Annotated in this window: 16 protein-coding genes; 11 read left to right on the top strand and 5 right to left on the bottom strand. The window is 48.9% G+C overall.

The genetic code is table 11. The features are described from left to right. The first annotated feature begins 449 nt into the window (after window positions 1–449). The 3 genes from fmdA (at window position 450) to VB741_RS08535 (ending at window position 2531) form a co-directional block, all read left to right on the top strand. Entirely contained in the window at window positions 450–1655 is a 1206-nt protein-coding gene (gene fmdA / locus VB741_RS08545; protein WP_323364743.1) for a formamidase, read from the top strand. A gap of 11 nt (window positions 1656–1666) precedes the next feature. Next, window positions 1667–1951: an FmdB family zinc ribbon protein gene (locus VB741_RS08540; RefSeq protein WP_323364742.1), complete on the top strand. Its 285-nt coding sequence runs from the start codon at window positions 1667–1669 to the stop codon at window positions 1949–1951. Window positions 1952–2159: 208 nt separating this feature from the next. Next, entirely contained in the window at window positions 2160–2531 is a 372-nt protein-coding gene (locus VB741_RS08535) for a hypothetical protein (RefSeq protein WP_323364741.1), read from the top strand. A gap of 80 nt (window positions 2532–2611) precedes the next feature. Here the strand turns inward: VB741_RS08535 and mnmG are convergent, their stop codons facing one another. Together mnmG and VB741_RS08525 are read right to left on the bottom strand one after the other, a co-directional pair. Further along, window positions 2612–4519, bottom strand: a complete 1908-nt coding sequence (gene mnmG / locus VB741_RS08530) for a tRNA uridine-5-carboxymethylaminomethyl(34) synthesis enzyme MnmG (RefSeq protein WP_323364740.1) — start codon at window positions 4517–4519, stop codon at window positions 2612–2614. A gap of 107 nt (window positions 4520–4626) precedes the next feature. After that, the gene (locus VB741_RS08525) at window positions 4627–6303 is read right to left on the bottom strand and encodes a GH3 auxin-responsive promoter family protein (RefSeq protein ID WP_323364739.1); all 1677 of its coding nucleotides are present in this window, start codon (window positions 6301–6303) and stop codon (window positions 4627–4629) included. A gap of 161 nt (window positions 6304–6464) precedes the next feature. Here VB741_RS08525 and VB741_RS08520 point away from each other — a divergent pair, with 161 nt between their 5' ends. Then, window positions 6465–6953: a sterol desaturase family protein gene (locus VB741_RS08520; RefSeq protein WP_323364738.1), complete on the top strand. Its 489-nt coding sequence runs from the start codon at window positions 6465–6467 to the stop codon at window positions 6951–6953. A 34-nt stretch (window positions 6954–6987) separates the two neighbouring features. Here VB741_RS08520 and VB741_RS08515 read toward each other — a convergent pair whose 3' ends face one another. Further along, window positions 6988–7719 carry an aspartyl/asparaginyl beta-hydroxylase domain-containing protein gene (locus VB741_RS08515; RefSeq protein WP_323364737.1) on the bottom strand — a complete coding sequence of 244 codons (732 nt, stop codon included), beginning with the start codon at window positions 7717–7719 and terminating at the stop codon, window positions 6988–6990. 134 nt (window positions 7720–7853) lie between these two features. Here VB741_RS08515 and VB741_RS08510 point away from each other — a divergent pair, with 134 nt between their 5' ends. The 7 genes from VB741_RS08510 to VB741_RS08480 all read left to right on the top strand — a co-directional run bounded on the left by VB741_RS08510 (window position 7854) and on the right by VB741_RS08480 (window position 14868). Then, complete coding sequence (locus tag VB741_RS08510; RefSeq protein ID WP_323364736.1) at window positions 7854–8300, top strand: hypothetical protein; 447 nt, start codon at window positions 7854–7856, stop codon at window positions 8298–8300. 331 nt (window positions 8301–8631) lie between these two features. After that, window positions 8632–9693 carry a CDP-glucose 4,6-dehydratase gene (rfbG, locus tag VB741_RS08505; protein WP_323364735.1) on the top strand — a complete coding sequence of 354 codons (1062 nt, stop codon included), beginning with the start codon at window positions 8632–8634 and terminating at the stop codon, window positions 9691–9693. 48 nt (window positions 9694–9741) lie between these two features. After that, the gene (locus VB741_RS08500) at window positions 9742–11022 is read left to right on the top strand and encodes a class I SAM-dependent methyltransferase (protein ID WP_323364734.1); all 1281 of its coding nucleotides are present in this window, start codon (window positions 9742–9744) and stop codon (window positions 11020–11022) included. A gap of 2 nt (window positions 11023–11024) precedes the next feature. Then, window positions 11025–11582: a dTDP-4-dehydrorhamnose 3,5-epimerase gene (gene rfbC / locus VB741_RS08495; RefSeq protein WP_323364733.1), complete on the top strand. Its 558-nt coding sequence runs from the start codon at window positions 11025–11027 to the stop codon at window positions 11580–11582. Between the two features lie 47 nt (window positions 11583–11629). Further along, the gene (locus VB741_RS08490) at window positions 11630–12958 is read left to right on the top strand and encodes a DUF4910 domain-containing protein (RefSeq protein WP_323364732.1); all 1329 of its coding nucleotides are present in this window, start codon (window positions 11630–11632) and stop codon (window positions 12956–12958) included. A 110-nt stretch (window positions 12959–13068) separates the two neighbouring features. Next, on the top strand, window positions 13069–13932 hold the full coding sequence (locus tag VB741_RS08485; protein WP_323364731.1) for a glucose-1-phosphate cytidylyltransferase: 864 nt from the start codon (window positions 13069–13071) through the stop codon (window positions 13930–13932). Between the two features lie 276 nt (window positions 13933–14208). Then, window positions 14209–14868, top strand: a complete 660-nt coding sequence (locus VB741_RS08480; protein ID WP_323364730.1) for a PIG-L deacetylase family protein — start codon at window positions 14209–14211, stop codon at window positions 14866–14868. Between the two features lie 22 nt (window positions 14869–14890). Here VB741_RS08480 and VB741_RS08475 read toward each other — a convergent pair whose 3' ends face one another. Next, the gene (locus tag VB741_RS08475; RefSeq protein ID WP_323364729.1) at window positions 14891–15928 is read right to left on the bottom strand and encodes an aldo/keto reductase; all 1038 of its coding nucleotides are present in this window, start codon (window positions 15926–15928) and stop codon (window positions 14891–14893) included. 95 nt (window positions 15929–16023) lie between these two features. Further along, window positions 16024–17181 carry a glycosyltransferase gene (locus VB741_RS08470; protein WP_323364728.1) on the bottom strand — a complete coding sequence of 386 codons (1158 nt, stop codon included), beginning with the start codon at window positions 17179–17181 and terminating at the stop codon, window positions 16024–16026. Between the last annotated feature and the right edge of the window lie 747 nt (window positions 17182–17928).

Genomic DNA, 17928 nt, shown 5'->3' with positions numbered 1-17928 from the left:
TTAACATTATTTAATGGGATTAAATTTCGATGTTTTGTCCATTTACTAACATCAAAATCCCCTTGATAATCACGGGTTACGCAAAAAACAATCCAGCCTGCCAGTTAATAGGAAATGGATTGTTTTCCGCCAAGATTTTCAACAGTTAATTGTATAAATAAAAGCTGATTTTGTAGCAATGGCGACATTCTCCATCAAGTAATAAAAGTTACTGTCATATCGGGTAAATTCCCTAGGAAAAACGATCTCTTCTAGATCAGGCTTTAAGCTAATCTTTTCCCATCAAAGGCAATCAGAGGCCATTTATTGATGGAAAATCTCTGAAGATATCGTCTAGGTTGTCTGAATGTTCATTCTTAAGAGAACGCCTGACCGAGACTGCGGTTCTCTAGGGTCCCATTCACATATTTGATCTACAAGCAAACTTAGTTGTTAGAAGAGTAGACGCCATGCCTAAGACTCTCTTTAAAGTTGATCTTACGAAGCCGATGTCGGAGCAGGAACTGCCCGGTCACAATCGGTGGCACCCTGATATTCCTGCCGTTGCCTCCGTGAATCCAGGGGATGTTTTTCGGATTGAATGTAAGGATTGGACTGACGGCCAAATCAAGAACAACGATAGTCCCGACGATATTCGTGACGTTGATCTCACCGTAGTCCACGTGCTCAGCGGCCCAATCTGGGTGAATGGAGCGGAACCGGGTGACATTCTGGTGGTCGATCTGGTGGACATTGGGGCGCTCCAGGGAGATGAGTGGGGCTTCACCGGCATTTTTGACAAGAAAAATGGCGGTGGTTTTCTCACCGATCACTACCCTGAGCCCGCCAAAGCGATTTGGGATTTCCAGGGGATTTACACGTCGTCTCGCCATATCCCTGGCGTTAAGTTTGCTGGCATCACCCACCCGGGTCTGATTGGCTGTGCGCCATCCCATGAGCTATTGGCCAAGTGGAATAAGCGGGAAGCCGAGTTGGTGGCCACTGCCCCCGACCTGCGCACCTATGGTGCGGGCCTATCGGGCGATCAGCCCGTGCTAGCGGCATTACCTAACCCCACCAATGCCATTTTGGGACAGTTGCCCGCCTCGGAGTACGAACGCGTCGCAGCGGAAGCGGCCCGTACTGTACCCCCTCGGGAGCATGGCGGTAACTGCGACATTAAAAACCTTTCTCGCGGTACTCGTATTTACTTCCCGGTCTATGTGGAGGGCGCAAAGCTATCCATGGGGGATATTCACTTCTCCCAGGGAGATGGTGAGATTTCCTTCTGTGGGGCCATTGAGATGTCGGGATTTATCGACATCCATGTGGACATCATTAAGGGCGGCATGGACAAATATGCCATGGTCAACCCGATCTTTAAGCCCGGTCCTGTGGAACCCAACTATTCAGAATACTTGGTCTTCGAAGGCATCTCGGTGGATGAGTTTTCGGGCAAGCAGTATTACATGGATGTGCACATTGCCTATCGCCAGGCTTGCTTAAATGCCATTGAGTATCTGAAGAAGTTTGGTTATACCGGGGAACAGGCCTATTTGCTGCTGAGCTGTGCCCCCGTGGAGGGTCGTGTCAGTGGCATTGTGGATATTCCCAATGCCTGTTGTACGTTGGCCTTGCCGACGGCGATCTTTGATCGGCCGATTTTACCCACATAGGAGCGGAGCCAATGCCACTGTATGACTATAAATGTGATGACTGTGGGCCGTTTGAGGTATGGCACAAGATGTCGGAGACCAGCATGCCCAGGGCCTGTCCTGATTGTGATGCGATCGCATCCCGCATCTTCACGGCCCCCAATATCAGCCTAGGGTCAGGCAGCCTCATGCAAAAGATAGGCACCCCAGAACCCCGCCTAGTCCAACGCAAAGGTGAGCCCGCTAAGCCGGTCAATCAAAGTGCCCGCAGCGGTACCCGTCCGTGGATGTTAGGCCATGCCGCTGAAAGGCTCTAGCTGGCTAGTCCCTCACTAGGGGTCTAGACAACTAACTCCGATCCAAACTACAGCAGACCGTATCCCGGTGGGTCAACCAACCCCATCGGGATATTTTTTTATGTCAAGTAATCCTGGTTTTGTATTGAAATATACTGAAATTTTAATTTCCTTCCCATTTGGAATAAGATAAGGTGTAAGGTCGTAATTCCATAGGAGGCGCATCGCAATGACTTTTACAACAGTTGACCCTCAGCAGGTTAAATCCACCCATCAAGCCAATTTATTAACTTTACTAACCCGCCGATTAGAAGTGGCTAAAGCTAGCCAAAATCAGCAGTTAGTCACCGCCCTGGAGCGGGAATACGAGCAACTCACCAGCCTCACCACGACGCAGTCTGTAGACAATTGGCTACAGTCCTTGTGGATGGGGTTTGCTGAAACCCTCAGTGATTGGACTAAGGTGCATATTCAGCAAACGGTCAATGCCAAAGGGCAAACCAGCTGGTATGCCTACAATCCCCAGGCCGGTCAAATGCTGCACACCGACTCAGCGGACGAAATGCGCCGTTGGATCAAGCAAACCTACTGGAAAAGATAGGTTAAATAGTCTGTTCGTCACCACAAAAGCCACGGGAAGCCCCTCGCCCGTGGCTTTTGTGATGATGGGCCCCCCCAGTCCTATGGGGCCACGGCCTCTCTTTGACGGTCTTTAATTTCTAAATGCACCAGCAGTGCATTAATATCCGCCGGATTCACCCCACCGATGCGGGTGGCCTGTCCCACCGTCAAGGGTTGTACGGAGGTTAGCTTTTCCCGAGCCTCCATGGATAGGGTATCAATGGCCATGTAGTTCAGGTTTTGGGGTAACTTGCGATTGGTTTGCTTGGCCACCTGCTCGATCTGTTTTTTCTGTCGCTGAATGTAGCCCGAGTATTTAATGTCAATTTCAGCCCCTTCCTTTTCAGCCCGCATCAGGTCTGGGTTGCCCAGGCCATAGTGCTCTAACTGACCGTAGTGGAACTGGGGACGGCGAAGCAGCTCGGCCAGTGAGATCGCATCCTTAATCTTCTGTCCCGTATCCGCCACAATCTGCTGCCCCATGGGGTCATGGGCCTTCACTCGGGTGCTGTGCAGCCGCTCCTTCTCCGCCGCAATATTTGCCTGCTTGCGGGTATATAACTCCCAACGTCGATCATCGATCAGGCCAATTTCCCGACCTAAGGGGGTGAGCCGCTGGTCCGCATTATCTGAACGTAAAATCAGCCGATACTCCGACCGGGACGTGAGCAGGCGATAGGGCTCCCGCAAATCCTTAGTACAAAGGTCATCAATCAGCGTCCCAATGTAGCTACCCTCCCGAGGGAAGATCACCATCTCCTCCCCCAGGGTATGGCGCACCGCATTCAGCCCCGCCACCAAACCCTGGGCCGCCGCTTCTTCATAGCCCGTGGTGCCGTTAATTTGTCCAGCACAGAACAACCCCTCAATTTTCTTTGTCATTAGGGTGGGGAAGCATTGGGTGGCGGGTAAGTAGTCATACTCCACCGCATAGGCCGGACGCAGCATGGCGCAGTTTTCCAGCCCCGGCAAACTGCGCAGCATGGCCAGTTGAATGCTCTCCGGCAGACCGGTGGAAAACCCCTGCACATAAATCTCGGGAATGGTGCGGCCTTCGGGCTCTAAAAAGATTTGGTGACTCTCTTTATCCGCAAAGCGAACAATCTTGTCTTCGATGCTAGGACAGTAGCGCGGTCCCTTAGAATCTACCCAGCCACCGTAGATCGGCGACATATGAAGATTCTCCTGGATAATGCGATGGGTTTCTGCCGTGGTGCGGGTGAGATGACAGTCCATGGTCTCCCGCTCCACCCATACCTCTGGGTCAAAGCTAAACCAGTTGGGGTCTGGGTCGCTGGGCTGCTTCTCCAGCACATCAAAATTGATCGAGCGGCGGTCCACGCGGGCCGGGGTGCCCGTTTTTAACCGCCCGGTTTCAAAGCCAAACTTATTCAAGGTTTCCGTTAGCCCCACCGCCGCAAATTCACCGGCCCGGCCAGCGGCCATGGACTTGTCCCCCACCCAGATCACCCCACCCAGAAAAGTGCCCGTGGTGAGAATCACTGACTTACAGCGAAATGCAACGCCAAAGTAGGTTTTCACCCCTACTACATCGTCGTTTTCGCCCAAGATTAAATCTGTTGCCATGCCCTCGCGCAACACCAGATTCTCCTGGTTTTCTACGATGGTTTTCATGATGGCGGCATATTCCCGCTTGTCGGTCTGGGCCCGCAAGGCCCACACGGCAGGACCCCGAGAATTATTCAGCACCCGCTTTTGCAAATAGGTGCGATCGGCCATTTTGCCAATCTCGCCGCCGAGGGCATCCACTTCATGGGTGACCTGGGATTTGGCTGGCCCCCCTACCGCCGGATTACAGGGCTGCCAGGCAATGCGATCCAGGTTCAGGGTGAGCAGCAGCGTCCGAGCCCCCAGCCGGGCCGCAGCTAAGGCCGCTTCACAGCCCGCATGCCCTGCCCCAATGACGATGACGTCAAATTCATCGATAAACTCTACTGCACTGCCCATGTTGGCTTATCCTATCCAGAGGTAACCATTCTAACCCTCTGGTCCCCATATAGTCCCCATATAGCTTGATGACAAGGGTGATGGGAGGCAACCTCCGAGGACGGATACTAGCGAAACTGATGGGTGATGTGAATATCCTGGAGCAGGGTGCGATCGCAACTAATGTGGGCCAGTTTCACCTGGGCATCATCCAAGGCACCGGGCTTTAACCGCTGTTGTCGCAGCTGCTTAAAGCTGCCGGGGGCTAAAACATTCAGCTGGGGAGCCGTAATGTCATTTTTCTGACGCTTCAACCCATAGGACTCATTGGCCTGTTGCATTTTGTGGTCAAAGGCTTGCAAAAAGGCTTTAGGGTCAGATAACCGTGCCGTATCCGTCAGTTCAACATTGAGAATGTAATAGGGCTCCACCAGGGACTCCGACAGGGTGACACAAAAATCCTCAATGGCTAAGTCGAACGAGTCTCCCTGTAGGGCTGCCATCACCTGGGATACGTGGTATTCCGTCGTCTTCTCTGTAATGGCCGAGAGGGTGCCCCCCTGGCGATAGCGAAAGACTACCACCGGCACCCCCTGGCGCATGTCGATTACCTGCAACACATCGCCAATGTCGTAGCGGCAGAAACCGGAATAGTTAGTCACCAAGACGCGATAATATTCACCGATTTCTAACTGGTGGGGCAGCAACGTGGTGGGATGGTCCCGTTCCCACTGGTCGGGGGCAATAAACTCAAAGAAATTGGTCTTCAGCGCCAAAATGGCCCCGTCTTGATCCAGTTGGCAGCAACTACCAAATACCGCTTCTGAGGCCGAATAGGTTCCCCCAAACACAGGGGTGTTACCAAAGTATTCGGCAAACCGCTCCAGGTAAAAATCGGACGGTCCCCCCCGAGCCGTGATCAAAAAAGCTAAATGGGGCCACACATGGCGGGGCAGCAGACGACCCTGGTGGTCCAATAGTTGGTGCAGCTGTTTAGCCCGTTGGGGTTGGGGGGAAAGCCGTGCCTCCAGGCGTTGCCGTAGGTCTGGGGCCAGGTCAATGTCCTGGGAAATCGTCCCCCGGCCCAGATCATCCACTAGGTTTGGTCCAAACCGTTCCAGATAGGTGCATAGCTGCAGCATAATCAGGGGAAAATTGGCCGCCACGTAAGCCAAGCGCTCCTGCCCCAGGCCAAACAATAGGCAAACATAGTTACGTGCAGCGGTATCGCTCACTAACAGGGCGTCATAGGGTTGGACAAACAGCCGGTTAAAGACAAACGATGGGGTGGTGCGGAGCTGATTGCCACTGACGTGACCATAGGTAATCTGGCCATTGGTCTGGCCCAGGGGCGTAATCCAGGTGGTGAGCAGTAACTGACCGACGGATTGGCCCAGGCCCTGAGCCTGTTCAAAGGCATAGCCCATGGCTACCTGGTTGGCATAGGCGCGGGTTTGCTTCACCCGCTGGGTAATGGGCACCAGTTTGCGGCTACCGGTGGAGCCACTGCTCATGTTAAACACCTGCACCGGCAGCGGCGATACCACATTCCTTTCCCCCGCCGCCGCCCGCTCAAAGTAGGGAGCATAGCCATCGTAGTCCCAGCGGGGCACCCGTTGGCGAAACTCCTCTAGGGTACTCACCTGATGGAGCTGGAGGGCCTGGCCCAGGGCCGTTCCTTGCTGTTCCTTGAGTAATTTTTGGAGAAATTTGGCCTGAATGGTTTGGACCTGGGGTAACTGGCGAGTAAATGCCCGCTGCTGCCACTGGGCAGCCATGGAAAATAGGGATAGGGATGGGGTCACAGGTTAGGGAATAGGTCAGGGAAGCTGGGCTACGGACTAAGGACGCAAAGGGATACTTTACAATTTGTCTTGTGTTCGTAAAATATTTCACAATAATAGGATGGAGCCGTGCCCTGATGGGCTCGCATTTCCCCTCGCCTGCATCCTTAATGGAGTTACCCATGCCCCAGCCACTCGTGTTTGCCCTTAGCTTTGTCGCTGCCTTTGTGTTTGCTAGTTTTGTTGAGTACTGGCTCCACCGGCTCATGCATGTCTCCCCCAAGGTCGGTCAGCGTCATCGCGATCACCATCGGCGCAATGAGGGCCAGGGGGTGGTGTGGGAGTTTCGGGATTATGTTTTGGGCAGTGCGATCGCAATGGCCATCCCCTTTATTTTTTCCCTCACCATCGGCCTGGGCTGGGCCCTCGGTGCGCTAGTGTACTCTGGGTTTTCCGCCTACGCTCACCAACTGCAGCACGAAAACCCTCGCAAGTGCTTCTGGATGAAAATGCCCGTCCACTATGTACACCACAAGTACGGCATGTGGCACCACAACTTTGGCCTCGCCGTAGACTGGTGGGACCACGTCTTTGGCACCTACAAGCCGATGGCATGGCCCGCTGAAGACGACTTGCCTGAACTCTCCATGCTGGCCGTACGCTGGTGGTAGGGTCAGGACATCGCCCTACCGGCATACAATGCCCCTACCGGCCAAAATTTTCGTAGTTTTCCTTCGCCTGTTTGACCTGGGGCGACAGGGCCAGGAGTTGGGAAACAGCGGCGTTCAACCAAGATAGGGGCGCGTTAAACGGACGTTCAATGTCCAAAAACAGCACCACCCGATAGCCGTCGGCGTCATTCCACACCTCGTGGTAGTAAGTGTCATCAAAAATCAGGCTTTTGCCCTCTTCCCAATGGACAATGCTGTGATCCACCCGAATCCGGCAGGCCTCCTTGGGTTCAGGCACCCGCAGCCCCAGGTGATAGCGGATCAGCCCCTTGTGTTTGCCTCGATGTTCGGGGATATGTTTACCCGGTGCCAAAATAGAAAAAAAGGCCACCTTTAAACCGGGAATATCTTTCAGCAGTGCCCAAGTTTGGGGACATTGCTCACAGTTTTTGGTCGCCTTAAAACCAAAGGTACAAAAATAATAGGTTTTCCACTTGTGATCTGGGCTAATCCGATTCTGGCGCGGCATAATGTCCTGAAAGCTAGGCAGGGCATTGACATCCGCCAACACCTGATCCAGCTCCTGACGAATTACCTCCCAATTTTTTTCCAGGTTAGCTGCCCAGGGAAAGGTGTCCGCCGGAAAAATGGGCACATTGCCCAAGGGGGATGACTCCCCTAACCAGGCTTCAAACCTGCGATACCAGGGGCGATCAAAAATGGGATGAATCGGAGTGTTGGGACTTTGGGGCGGAGTAATCTGCATAAACAACGCTGGTACCATTAAGGCAAGCTAAAAACAAGCTAAAAACCCGGAAAAACCCGTGGTTACATCAGTGTAAAGATATAGTATCTGGTTAGGTTCTCATCCGGCATGCTTCCCTAAACCCCCGTTGACCTATGAAACTGCTTTTGCTCTCCGCCCTTGGCACTATAGCTTTCTCCGTGGCTCCAACCGTGGCTCCAACTATGGCCCAGGTGATTCCTGCCGAAAATACCCCCGAGGTGGGAACCACCGTCAATCAGGAAGGTTACTCCATCCTGCTGGGTAACAGCGTTGATCGCATGGAGCTAGAATGCCGTGCGTACCTGGCGATCAGCTTTCCCAACGGGATTATCAATCCGGCCTACTTGCGGGAAGACCTGGAAGCCACCTTTCTAGAAGCCGGTCGACGGGGGGGCGTCGCGCCTGACACCCTCTACGATTCCAGTGAAGTGATTGCTAATCGGGTGGGGGAACTGATGGAGCTGAGCGGTCAAGCCACCGATATTGAGTCGGGTCTCAAACTTCAGTTTCTCTACGAAGAAATGGAAGAGTTTGTGTGTGAGCGATTGGCCAAGGGATAAGTGAGTATTTAAGCCTCCTGTTTGGGGCATATCAGAGGATTTAAAAAAGTTGAAAAAGAGAATGGGATCGCCCTTCTCCGCAGCCTGAAATATGTTGCGGGGAAGAGCGATGTGTTGCGCCAAGGGTCGAGTCTCTACAAAACGCTTGAGTGAAGTGAGTCACCTGCCGACAACCTGATGCGGTTTTACAAAAGTTGGAACTATTTGTGTAACTATTTTTAGCCGGTAGAAACTAAAATCCAAACGTCGCCGTCTCTACGTATAAATCCCCACTACTGCTTAAAAAATAGAACTTAGAACTTAATGGAAATAAGCCATTCTCAGAGGTGCAATGGATCCTGATTTTTGGATAGGAAAGCGTGTATTACTTACAGGTCATACAGGGTTTAAGGGAAGTTGGCTGTCGCTGTGGCTGCAACTCGTTGGTGCTGATCTCCTCGGCTATGCACTGCAACCACCTACAAACCCGAGTTTATTTGAGATCGCCCATGTCGCAAGTGGCATGACGTCCATCATTGGTGATATCTGCGAAGGTGCAACATTACACCAGGTTGTTGCTGACTTTCAGCCAGAAATTGTGATTCATATGGCAGCTCAGTCTGTCGTGCATACATCCTATACAGATCCCGTATCGACGTACCAGACCAATGTCATGGGCACGGTTCATCTGCTGGAGGCCATTCGACAAGTTGGTGGGGTTAAGGCCGTGGTAAATATTACCTCGGACAAATGCTACGAAAATAAAGAATGGGTATGGGGCTATCGGGAAGTGGATCCGTTGGGTGGCTATGACCCCTATAGCAATAGCAAAGCTTGCGCTGAGCTGGTGACGGAGTCGTACCGAAATTCGTTCTTTAATGCGAGTCATTATGCGGAGCATGGCGTTGCGATCGCAACCGCCCGGGCCGGAAATGTGATCGCCGGCGGTGATTGGACCCAAAACGGACTCGTGGCAGATATTGTTCAATCCCTATTAGAACAGCGTCCAGTCCAAATTCGTAATCCCTATGCCACCCGCCCTTGGCAACATGTATTAGATGCCCTAAATGGCTACCTAATATTGGCAGAGAAGCTTTATAACCAAGGCCCTGCCTTCGCTGAGGCTTGGAACTTTGGCCCCTATGGGTCGGATGTTAAGCCTGTTGGTTGGTTAGTCGATAAACTGTTATCTCTCTGGGAAAACGGTGCAACCTGGGAACAGGACCAAGCCTACCATCCCCATGAGGCCCATTCCCTCAGCTTAGATTGTGCCAAAGCACGGCTGAAGTTAGACTGGAGCCCGAAAATTTCCCTAGACCAGGGATTGGAACAAATCATCACATGGACTAAGTCCTATCAATCTGGAGCGAATATGCGACAGGTCACGGAAGCGGCCATTACTCAATTGATGTAAGGCCTTTAAACTCTTTTATTAGCGCTACCACTTGGAAATCAAACAAATATGAGCCAGCAAACTGCCCCTAAAGAAATAACCAAAGCGTCTTCTGAGCACGGTCCCCAGTGCCTCTTTTGCGGAACGCCCCTAACCCATACTCTAGTAGATTTGGGCATGTCGCCCCTGTGTGAAAGCATCCTCAGTGCTGACAAAGTCAACCAAATGGAGCCGTTCTATCCCCTCCACGTCCGGGTGTGCAGCAATTGTTTTCTGGTACAGCTAGAGGCCTACGTTAGCCCAGAAGATATTTTTACTGAATATGCTTATTTTTCCTCCTTCAGTGACACTTGGCTGACCCAGTGTAAAGCCTATGCGGACCAAGTGGTTGAGCGGTTTAACCTAAACGAAACTAGTCACGTTGTTGAGCTGGCCAGTAACGACGGGTATCTCCTCCAGTATTTTGTAGAAAAGAAGATTCCGGTTCTAGGCGTTGAACCCGCCACGAACATCGCTAAGGTAGCCGTTGAAAACGGTATTCCCACCCTGAATGAATTCTTTGGGGAAGACTGTGCGAAGAAACTGGTGCAGCAGGGTAAATCTGCCGATCTCATTGCCGCCAATAATGTTATAGCCCATGTCCCGAATCTCAATGATTTTATTGCGGGCATCAAAATCTTGATGAAGCCCCAGGGTGTGTTCACCGGAGAGATTCAACATGTGATGCGCCTAATGGAATCGAATCAGTTTGATACCATTTATCACGAGCATTTTTTCTATCACAGCCTGAGCACTCTAGAAACCATCTTTGCCGCCCATGGCATGACCCTCTTTGATGTGGAGGAATTGCCCACCCATGGGGGCTCGTTACGCATCTATGCGCGGCACACCGAGGATGGGTCCAAGCCCGTGGGCGATCGCGTCATTGACCTCAGACAGCGAGAAGCTGCAGCTGGGTTTACATCCCTGGAACGTTACACCCATTTTGATGAACAGGTGCGAGAAACAAAGCGTAAGCTTCTAGACTTTTTAATTAAGACCAAGCAAGCAGGCAAAACCATTGTTGGCTATGGCGCACCTGGCAAGGGAAATACGCTCCTCAATTATTGCGGCATCCGCACGGATTTCCTTGACTATACGGTTGATAAAAATCCCTATAAGCATGGGAAATTCCTGCCAGGCACCCATATTCCCGTTTATCATCCCGATAAAATCACAGAGACAAAGCCGGATTATGTGTTGATTTTGCCCTGGAATGTTAAGGACGAAATCATCGAGCAAATGGCTGTGATCCGTGAATGGGGCGGAAAATTTGTCGTACCGATTCCAGAAGTAACAATCTATCCTTAGAAATGAAATTTATTCCTACCCACTTAAAAGATGCGTACATCATAGAACCAGAAAGGTTAGAGGATGAGCGTGGCTTCTTTGCAAGGACTTGGTGTAAGGAAGAGTTTTCAATAAATGGATTAGATCCGAACGTATTTCAATGCAGTATTTCCTTCAATATTAAGCGGGGTACTTTGCGAGGCATGCATCTCCAGCTGCCTCCCTTTGCCGAAACAAAACTGGTCAGATGTACGAGGGGCGCAATATATGATGTCATCATCGATTTGCGCCCTTCATCTGAAACTTATCTTCAGTGGACTTTTGCCGAATTAACGCCTGACAATCAAAAAACTTTATATGTGCCAAAAGGCTTTGCCCATGGCTTTCAGACTTTAGAGGATAACACCGAGATTTTCTATCAAATATCAGAGTCTTATGCCCCAGAACATGCCCGAGGAATTCGTTGGAATGAGACTATTTTCAATATTGATTGGCCTGAGCCAGTTAGTTTGATGTCAAGACGAGATCAAGAATATGAGGACTTCATCCCTGCTGATTTTTTAGCCTTGGATATTTTCTGAATACGGTCTGTAATAAAACACACTTAGAGTATTCCAGAATCATGATTATGACTGTGGATCTTGATACGAAATCAATGGATATGAGTTGCTTAGGGCTGGAGATGTACAGTCTGATAGGTGAGCTATATCCAATTTGCCGTAGCATAACTGGCAATGGCGTACGAAAAACACTACAGATTATCCAGAAACATATCCCTCTAGAGATTCATGAGGTTCCTACAGATACATCTGTTTTTGATTGGACAGTGCCTAAAGAATGGAATATTCGTGATGCTTATATCAAGGATGAAACAGGCAAGAAAATTATTGATTTTCAAGAGTCAAATTTGCACATTCTAAATTACAGCATTCCAATTCATAAAAAGATGCCTCTTGCTCAGCTAAAAGAACATCTTTTTTCAATGCCAGATCAACCTGATTGGATTCCCTACCGCACATCTTACTATAAGGAAACTTGGGGGTTTTGTCTGCCAGATCGAATCCTAAAATCGCTTCCAGAAGGTGAATATGAAGTCTATATTGACTCTTCCTTAGAGCCAGGTTCTCTCACCTATGGTGAATTGCTTTTGCCAGGGGAAACAACCGATGAAGTTTTACTGTGTTGCCATAGCTGCCACCCCTCGCTCTGTAACGATAACCTTTCAGGCATAGCCCTCGTAACCTTTCTGGCAAAATACCTGAGTCAAAAGCCTTTACGCTACTCATATCGTTTTATCTTTATTCCAGGCACCATTGGTTCTATTACTTGGTTGAGTCTCAATGAGCATCGCGTTTCATCCATTAAGCATGGCTTGACTGTTTCTAATGTTGGTGACTCAGGCCATTTAACCTACAAAAAAAGTCGTCGTGGTACTGCGGAAATTGATCGGGTAGTGAGCCATGTCCTGAAAAATTTGCCCCAGGAATATACAATTTCTGATTTCTCACCGTACGGGTATGATGAACGACAATTTTGCTCACCTGGATTCAATTTACCTGTTGGCAGCCTCACGAGAACTCCGTTTGGCACCTATCCTGAATATCATACCTCTGCTGACAATTTAGACTTTGTGCAAGCATCTGCCTTAGTCAACTCCTTCGAAACGTACCTGACTGTGATCGATGTTTTAGAAAATAACCACACATATTTGAATACTAATCCCAAATGTGAGCCACAACTCGGTAAGCGTGGCCTTTACAGCACAATGGGAGGTAAACAAACAACGCCTGAGGATCGCATGGCCATGTTGTGGGTGTTAAATCTGTCCGATGGAGGACACACATTGCTCGATATTGCTGAACGTTCTAACTTGAATTTTTCGACTATTAAAAATGCTGCCTTTGCCCTTGCAAATAGTGGCTTGTTAAAGGTTTGTTTGAGTTCAGTCAGTACGTAAGCTCGAGTGAGGTTCAGATAAAACCTAAGTTTCTACCACTTATTTAGGTTCTTCCTGGATTTTGGATTAATGCAAAACGATAAATGTAGAAAAGCATAAGGAGCAAAAAAATGAAAGTTGTCCTATTCTGTGGTGGTTTAGGCACCCGATTAAGAGAATATTCTGAAACTATTCCCAAGCCAATGGTCGAAATTGGCTATCGTCCAATTATTTGGCATCTGATGCGGTATTACGCTCACTTTGGACACAAGGAATTCATTCTGTGTCTGGGTTATAAAGGCGACTATATCAAGAATTATTTTCTTAACTATGACGAGTGTTTGTCAAACAACTTTACGCTATCTAAAGGTGGTAAGGATGTTGAGCTACATACCACTGACATGGAAGACTGGAAAATCACCTTCGTTGAAACTGGTCGAAACCGGAATATTGGAGAACGGCTTGTCGCAGTTCAGCCTTATTTAGACGGAGAGGATATCTTTTTAGCAAATTATTCAGATGGCCTCAGCGATCTTGATCTGAATGCATATCTTGATTATTTCCATCAACAAGACAAAATTGCTAGCTTCATGGCAGTGCAACCCTCACAATCATTCCATGTTGTTGCTGTAAACAATGAAGATGGAGTTGTAGAAAATATTCAGTCTGTAGGACATTCAGATCTATGGATCAATGGGGGCTTCTTTGCTCTTAGGAAAGAAATATTTGATTACATCCATCCTGGTGAAGAACTAGTGCTTGAGCCATTCCAACGATTGATTCAGCAGAAACAACTCGTCGCCTACAAAAATCCTGGCTTTTGGGCATGTATGGATACTTTGAAAGAGAAGATGCTATTTGACGAAATGTATGCCAAGGGAAATACCCCTTGGGCGATATGGGAATCTCATCCAGAAATATCAGGAAACAGTCTAAAGCCTGAGATGCAAAAAAAACTCAGTTCTCAAAACGTGCCCAATGCTCTAGCATCTTGAGAAATTTGAGAAAAATCAGATAACAACAGTCATTTTATAGCCATCAGCTAAATGCATTTAGCTGATGGCATAAGCATCCCCCGAGCAGAGTCGCCTTCCCGTAGGGAATAGGGGATGCTGGCTAGGTGTGTTGGCAACTCCGTTGAAGATGGGCTTGCCCATGGCTACGGGGGCATACGAATTTGCTCAGCCAACGGTTTCTCTGGGATAGTGACAATGATTGCTATAAAATAAACCACCATCGAATCATCTATTCTGTTATCTTCAAAACTCGTTATGCTAAAACTAATCCGTGACCATCAAGATTGCAATTCATTTCGCCGTATCCTTTGTCTCGGTGCCCATAGTGATGACATTGAAATCGGTTGTGGTGGCACCATCTTGAAAATGATGGAACAGTTTCAAGATGCTGAGGTTTGTTGGGTGGTTTTTTCGGCAGATGGACATAGAGAAAAGGAAGCTTTAGCCAGTGCAAACAGCTTTCTGGAGAAGGCACATAAAAAGACTATTATCATTCAACAATTTAGAGAGCGTTTTTTCCCATATATTGGCATAGAAATCAAAGAGTTTTTTGATCAACTCAGTAAAGACTTTTCTCCTGACCTAATCCTGACGCACTATCGAAATGATCTCCATCAAGATCATCGGCTAATCTCTGAATTGACTTGGAATGCATTTCGTAATCATATGATTTTAGAGTATGAGATTCCCAAATATGATGGGGACTTGGGGAATCCCAATTTTTTTGTGCATCTGGATGAATCGCTCTATCAGCGAAAGGTTGCATATCTAATGCAACACTTTCAAACCCAGTCCAATAAGCAATGGTTTGACGAGGAAACGTTTTCGTCAATTTTAAGACTGCGTGGAATTGAATCTAATGCACCTGATAAATATGCAGAAGCATTTTATTGTCGAAAGGCCATCCTGATTTAATCAAGACGGCCCTATCCCAGCATCACAGATCCCAAATATTTTCTACTGTATAGGGCCCCCCTGGCACTTGCCAAAATGCCCCATCCACATAGCGGCGATTTAAGTCGAGCGCTGTAATGGTTTGCATATCCTTGGCAGTCAGCACCACCTCGGCAGAGGCTAAATTTTGACGAATTCGTTCCGGGTTGAAGGACTTTGGAATGGCCACAGTGCCCCGCTGCATGGCCCAGCTCAGGAGGACTTGGGCTGGGGTCACCCCATGGCTTTTGGCAATGGCTGCAATGGTGGGCTCTTCTAATAAAATCGGCTCGTTTGCTGTTTTGAGGCTTGCAGGGCGATCGGCGGAGCCTAGGGGAGAGTAGGCCGTTAGGTGAATATTGTTTTTGTGGCAGAAATCTAACATCGATGGTTGCTGCAGGTAAGGATGTAGCTCAATCTGGTTCATTTCTGGCGGTCGTTGGGCATTGTCCAACAGATTTTGTAATTTGGCAATGCTAAAATTAGACACCCCGATGTGGCGACACAGTCCTTTATCCACAAGGGATTCCATTGCTCGCCAGGTGTCTAAAAGGGGTAAGTCCTTGAGGGAGATCAGGGTCTCTGGCGTCACGGGGAAGGTACTTCCCTTTTGGATGGCAACGGGCCAATGCATCAGGTATAGGTCTAGATAATCTAGCTGCAGATTGGCGAGGGTGTTCTCTACAGCGGGTTGCACCTCCTTTGGCTCATGGCAATCGCTCCACAGCTTGGAGGTAATCCACATCTGATCTCGGGTCACGATACCTGCTTTGAAGCAGTCAGCCAAGGCACGACCAATATTAGCTTCGTTGCCATAGACATGGGCACAGTCAATGTGGCGATATCCAGCTGCGATCGCATCCTTCACCGTACTATACACATCCCCAGGGGCACCTTTCCATGGGCCTAATCCCAACCGGCGATATCCGGTTGCGATCGCAAGCTTAAGCTTATACTTCAGTCCCCCAGGGGCCGATTTCCATGTGCCAAAGCCCAACATGGGCATCTGATCGCCGTTGCTAAATGTGACTGTGTTTACCATCCATTACCTCTCCGCCCATCTAGCGATAAACCCATACTTAAACCACAGATGCCCACCATACACCAGACGTGAGGGGGCGTGAGTGACGTCTGCTCCTAACAGGCTACAGGCATATCAATCGATTCAATCCTGCAAGCCAGCTGCTGTAAATGGTTCTCCCGTTCAATCACGGCTGGGCTGGGTGCTAAATTAAATGTGGCTAAAATATCTCGCCAGCGATAGACCCAATCATGCTTGCGCAAAGAATTCGCCACATTCCGACGCCTCATACGTTCAACCGTCTCAGGTTGTGCATTGAGTGCTTGAATGACCTCAAGCACATCTTGCTCAAACAGATTCACCTTAATGATCGGATCTTCCCAATCAAAATAATGGGGAAACACATCACCCATGGGGGGCATGCCGACCAATACCGTGCCCGCAGCCACACCTTCAAAATAACGAAACCCAATCTCTTGCTGCCCACCTGTTTCACTTGTGGCGTCAAACCTGGCATGGGCGGCAATATTGTAGCGGCTTCGCTGTAAGACGTCGATTAACTTAGCACGATGCTCTCGAGGATTGCCAATCTCCAACTTTCCAGGATTGTTAAACGTGTCGTAATAATAGAAAAAGTTATTGTTTTGCTGAGAATATTGAAACAGTGACTGATGAGTTTCTGCAGGACGACGCCCAATAGCACAAACGTCAATCATTCTCTGGGGTGGGTTTGGATAGGGACAAAACTTAAGGGTATCAACCCCTGGGGCCAGGTAACTGCAAGGCAATCCTGTCACGTTTGAGTATGGTTCAACACAGTGGATTGTGCCAGCAAAAATATGATCAAAATTCTTAAATGGTTCGTAGGCTAAACGCCAGTCATTAAAATTTAGCTTCCATGTTTCCATAACATAGCAAGCCTTATGTCGGCATTTATCTTGCCAGTTTTTGATGGCTCCCAGCCTATGTAGTTGCCAAGGATTATCGCAAACGACGAACAGCAAGTCGTATTCGTTTTCTAGTACGACTTCTGTTGGGAACGGTGCAAGAGCGCTAGCGATAGTGTCGGAACCAGTCGCATATTTGGCAAGGCGGTATATTTTTCTAGCTAGGTCGAACTCCTGGGTAGGGGCGTAGAGTTTGGCGCTTTCTAAATCGCAGATCAGGTCTTCGAATTCGTAAATACCACAATTAGCTACGTGAAGGCGGAATCCTCGGACGGAGACAATTAAAATTCGAGGTTCATTTTTTCGGTGTTTAACTGCTCTATTCATCGCTACTTAAATATATTCACAAGATAGATACGGCAATGCTTTATAAAATTTCATGAATATGTTTAAACTACGGATAACCCCTAACTTACTAAACGTTATTTGCTCTGTTGATACCCCTGTATGGGGCAAAAACTAGTTTCCAGAGGATTTTTAATAGGCACTCTAAATTTTCCCAGGCTTGAAGACTCAATATCAGCTACTATTTTGAAGTTTCAAAAAAGATTGAACCATCTGGTGGGTGGGTTTTCTGGGCTCAGGTTGCTTATCCATTGGCGTCCATGGGCTTGACCGGTGAATGCTTTATAAAGACGAGCCGAGGCAAAGCTTAGTTCAGCATCAGTTGCTGTAGCCTCGGGTTTGCCAAGGTCTGTGTTGCTTGGGCGAAATGTTGATGGGTCTGGGGCGAATGGACGGTTGCGATTACATGGCTCGTCTGGGTCAGCCTGTCTTGCCTCGGGCTGCCATCGTCGGCATAGTTGGAAAACTTGTGACTGTCCCACTAACCTTGTTGGCGGAGAGGAGGCGTATAGGTCCTATGGGCAAGCCCAATGCAAAGCTAATCCGAGGCCAGATAGACCTTTTGGGGCATTAGACCTCTTGCGTAATAGATTTCATGGTAGCCTAGTGCAGTGTCAAAGCTTAATTTTAGGGTAAACGGAGGCTAGCTTACAGCGAGCATCATCGACCTTCATCTGCCAGTCAACCCCCCGTTGCCTGTGGTTGATATCGTTTGACCAAGCGGTCGTT

The sequence above is a fragment of the Leptothoe sp. PORK10 BA2 genome (assembly GCF_034932105.1).
Taxonomy (GTDB): domain Bacteria; phylum Cyanobacteriota; class Cyanobacteriia; order Phormidesmidales; family Phormidesmidaceae; genus Leptothoe.
Note: the sequence above shows the minus strand (reverse complement) of the source record. Positions and strands in the feature narration are given on the sequence as shown.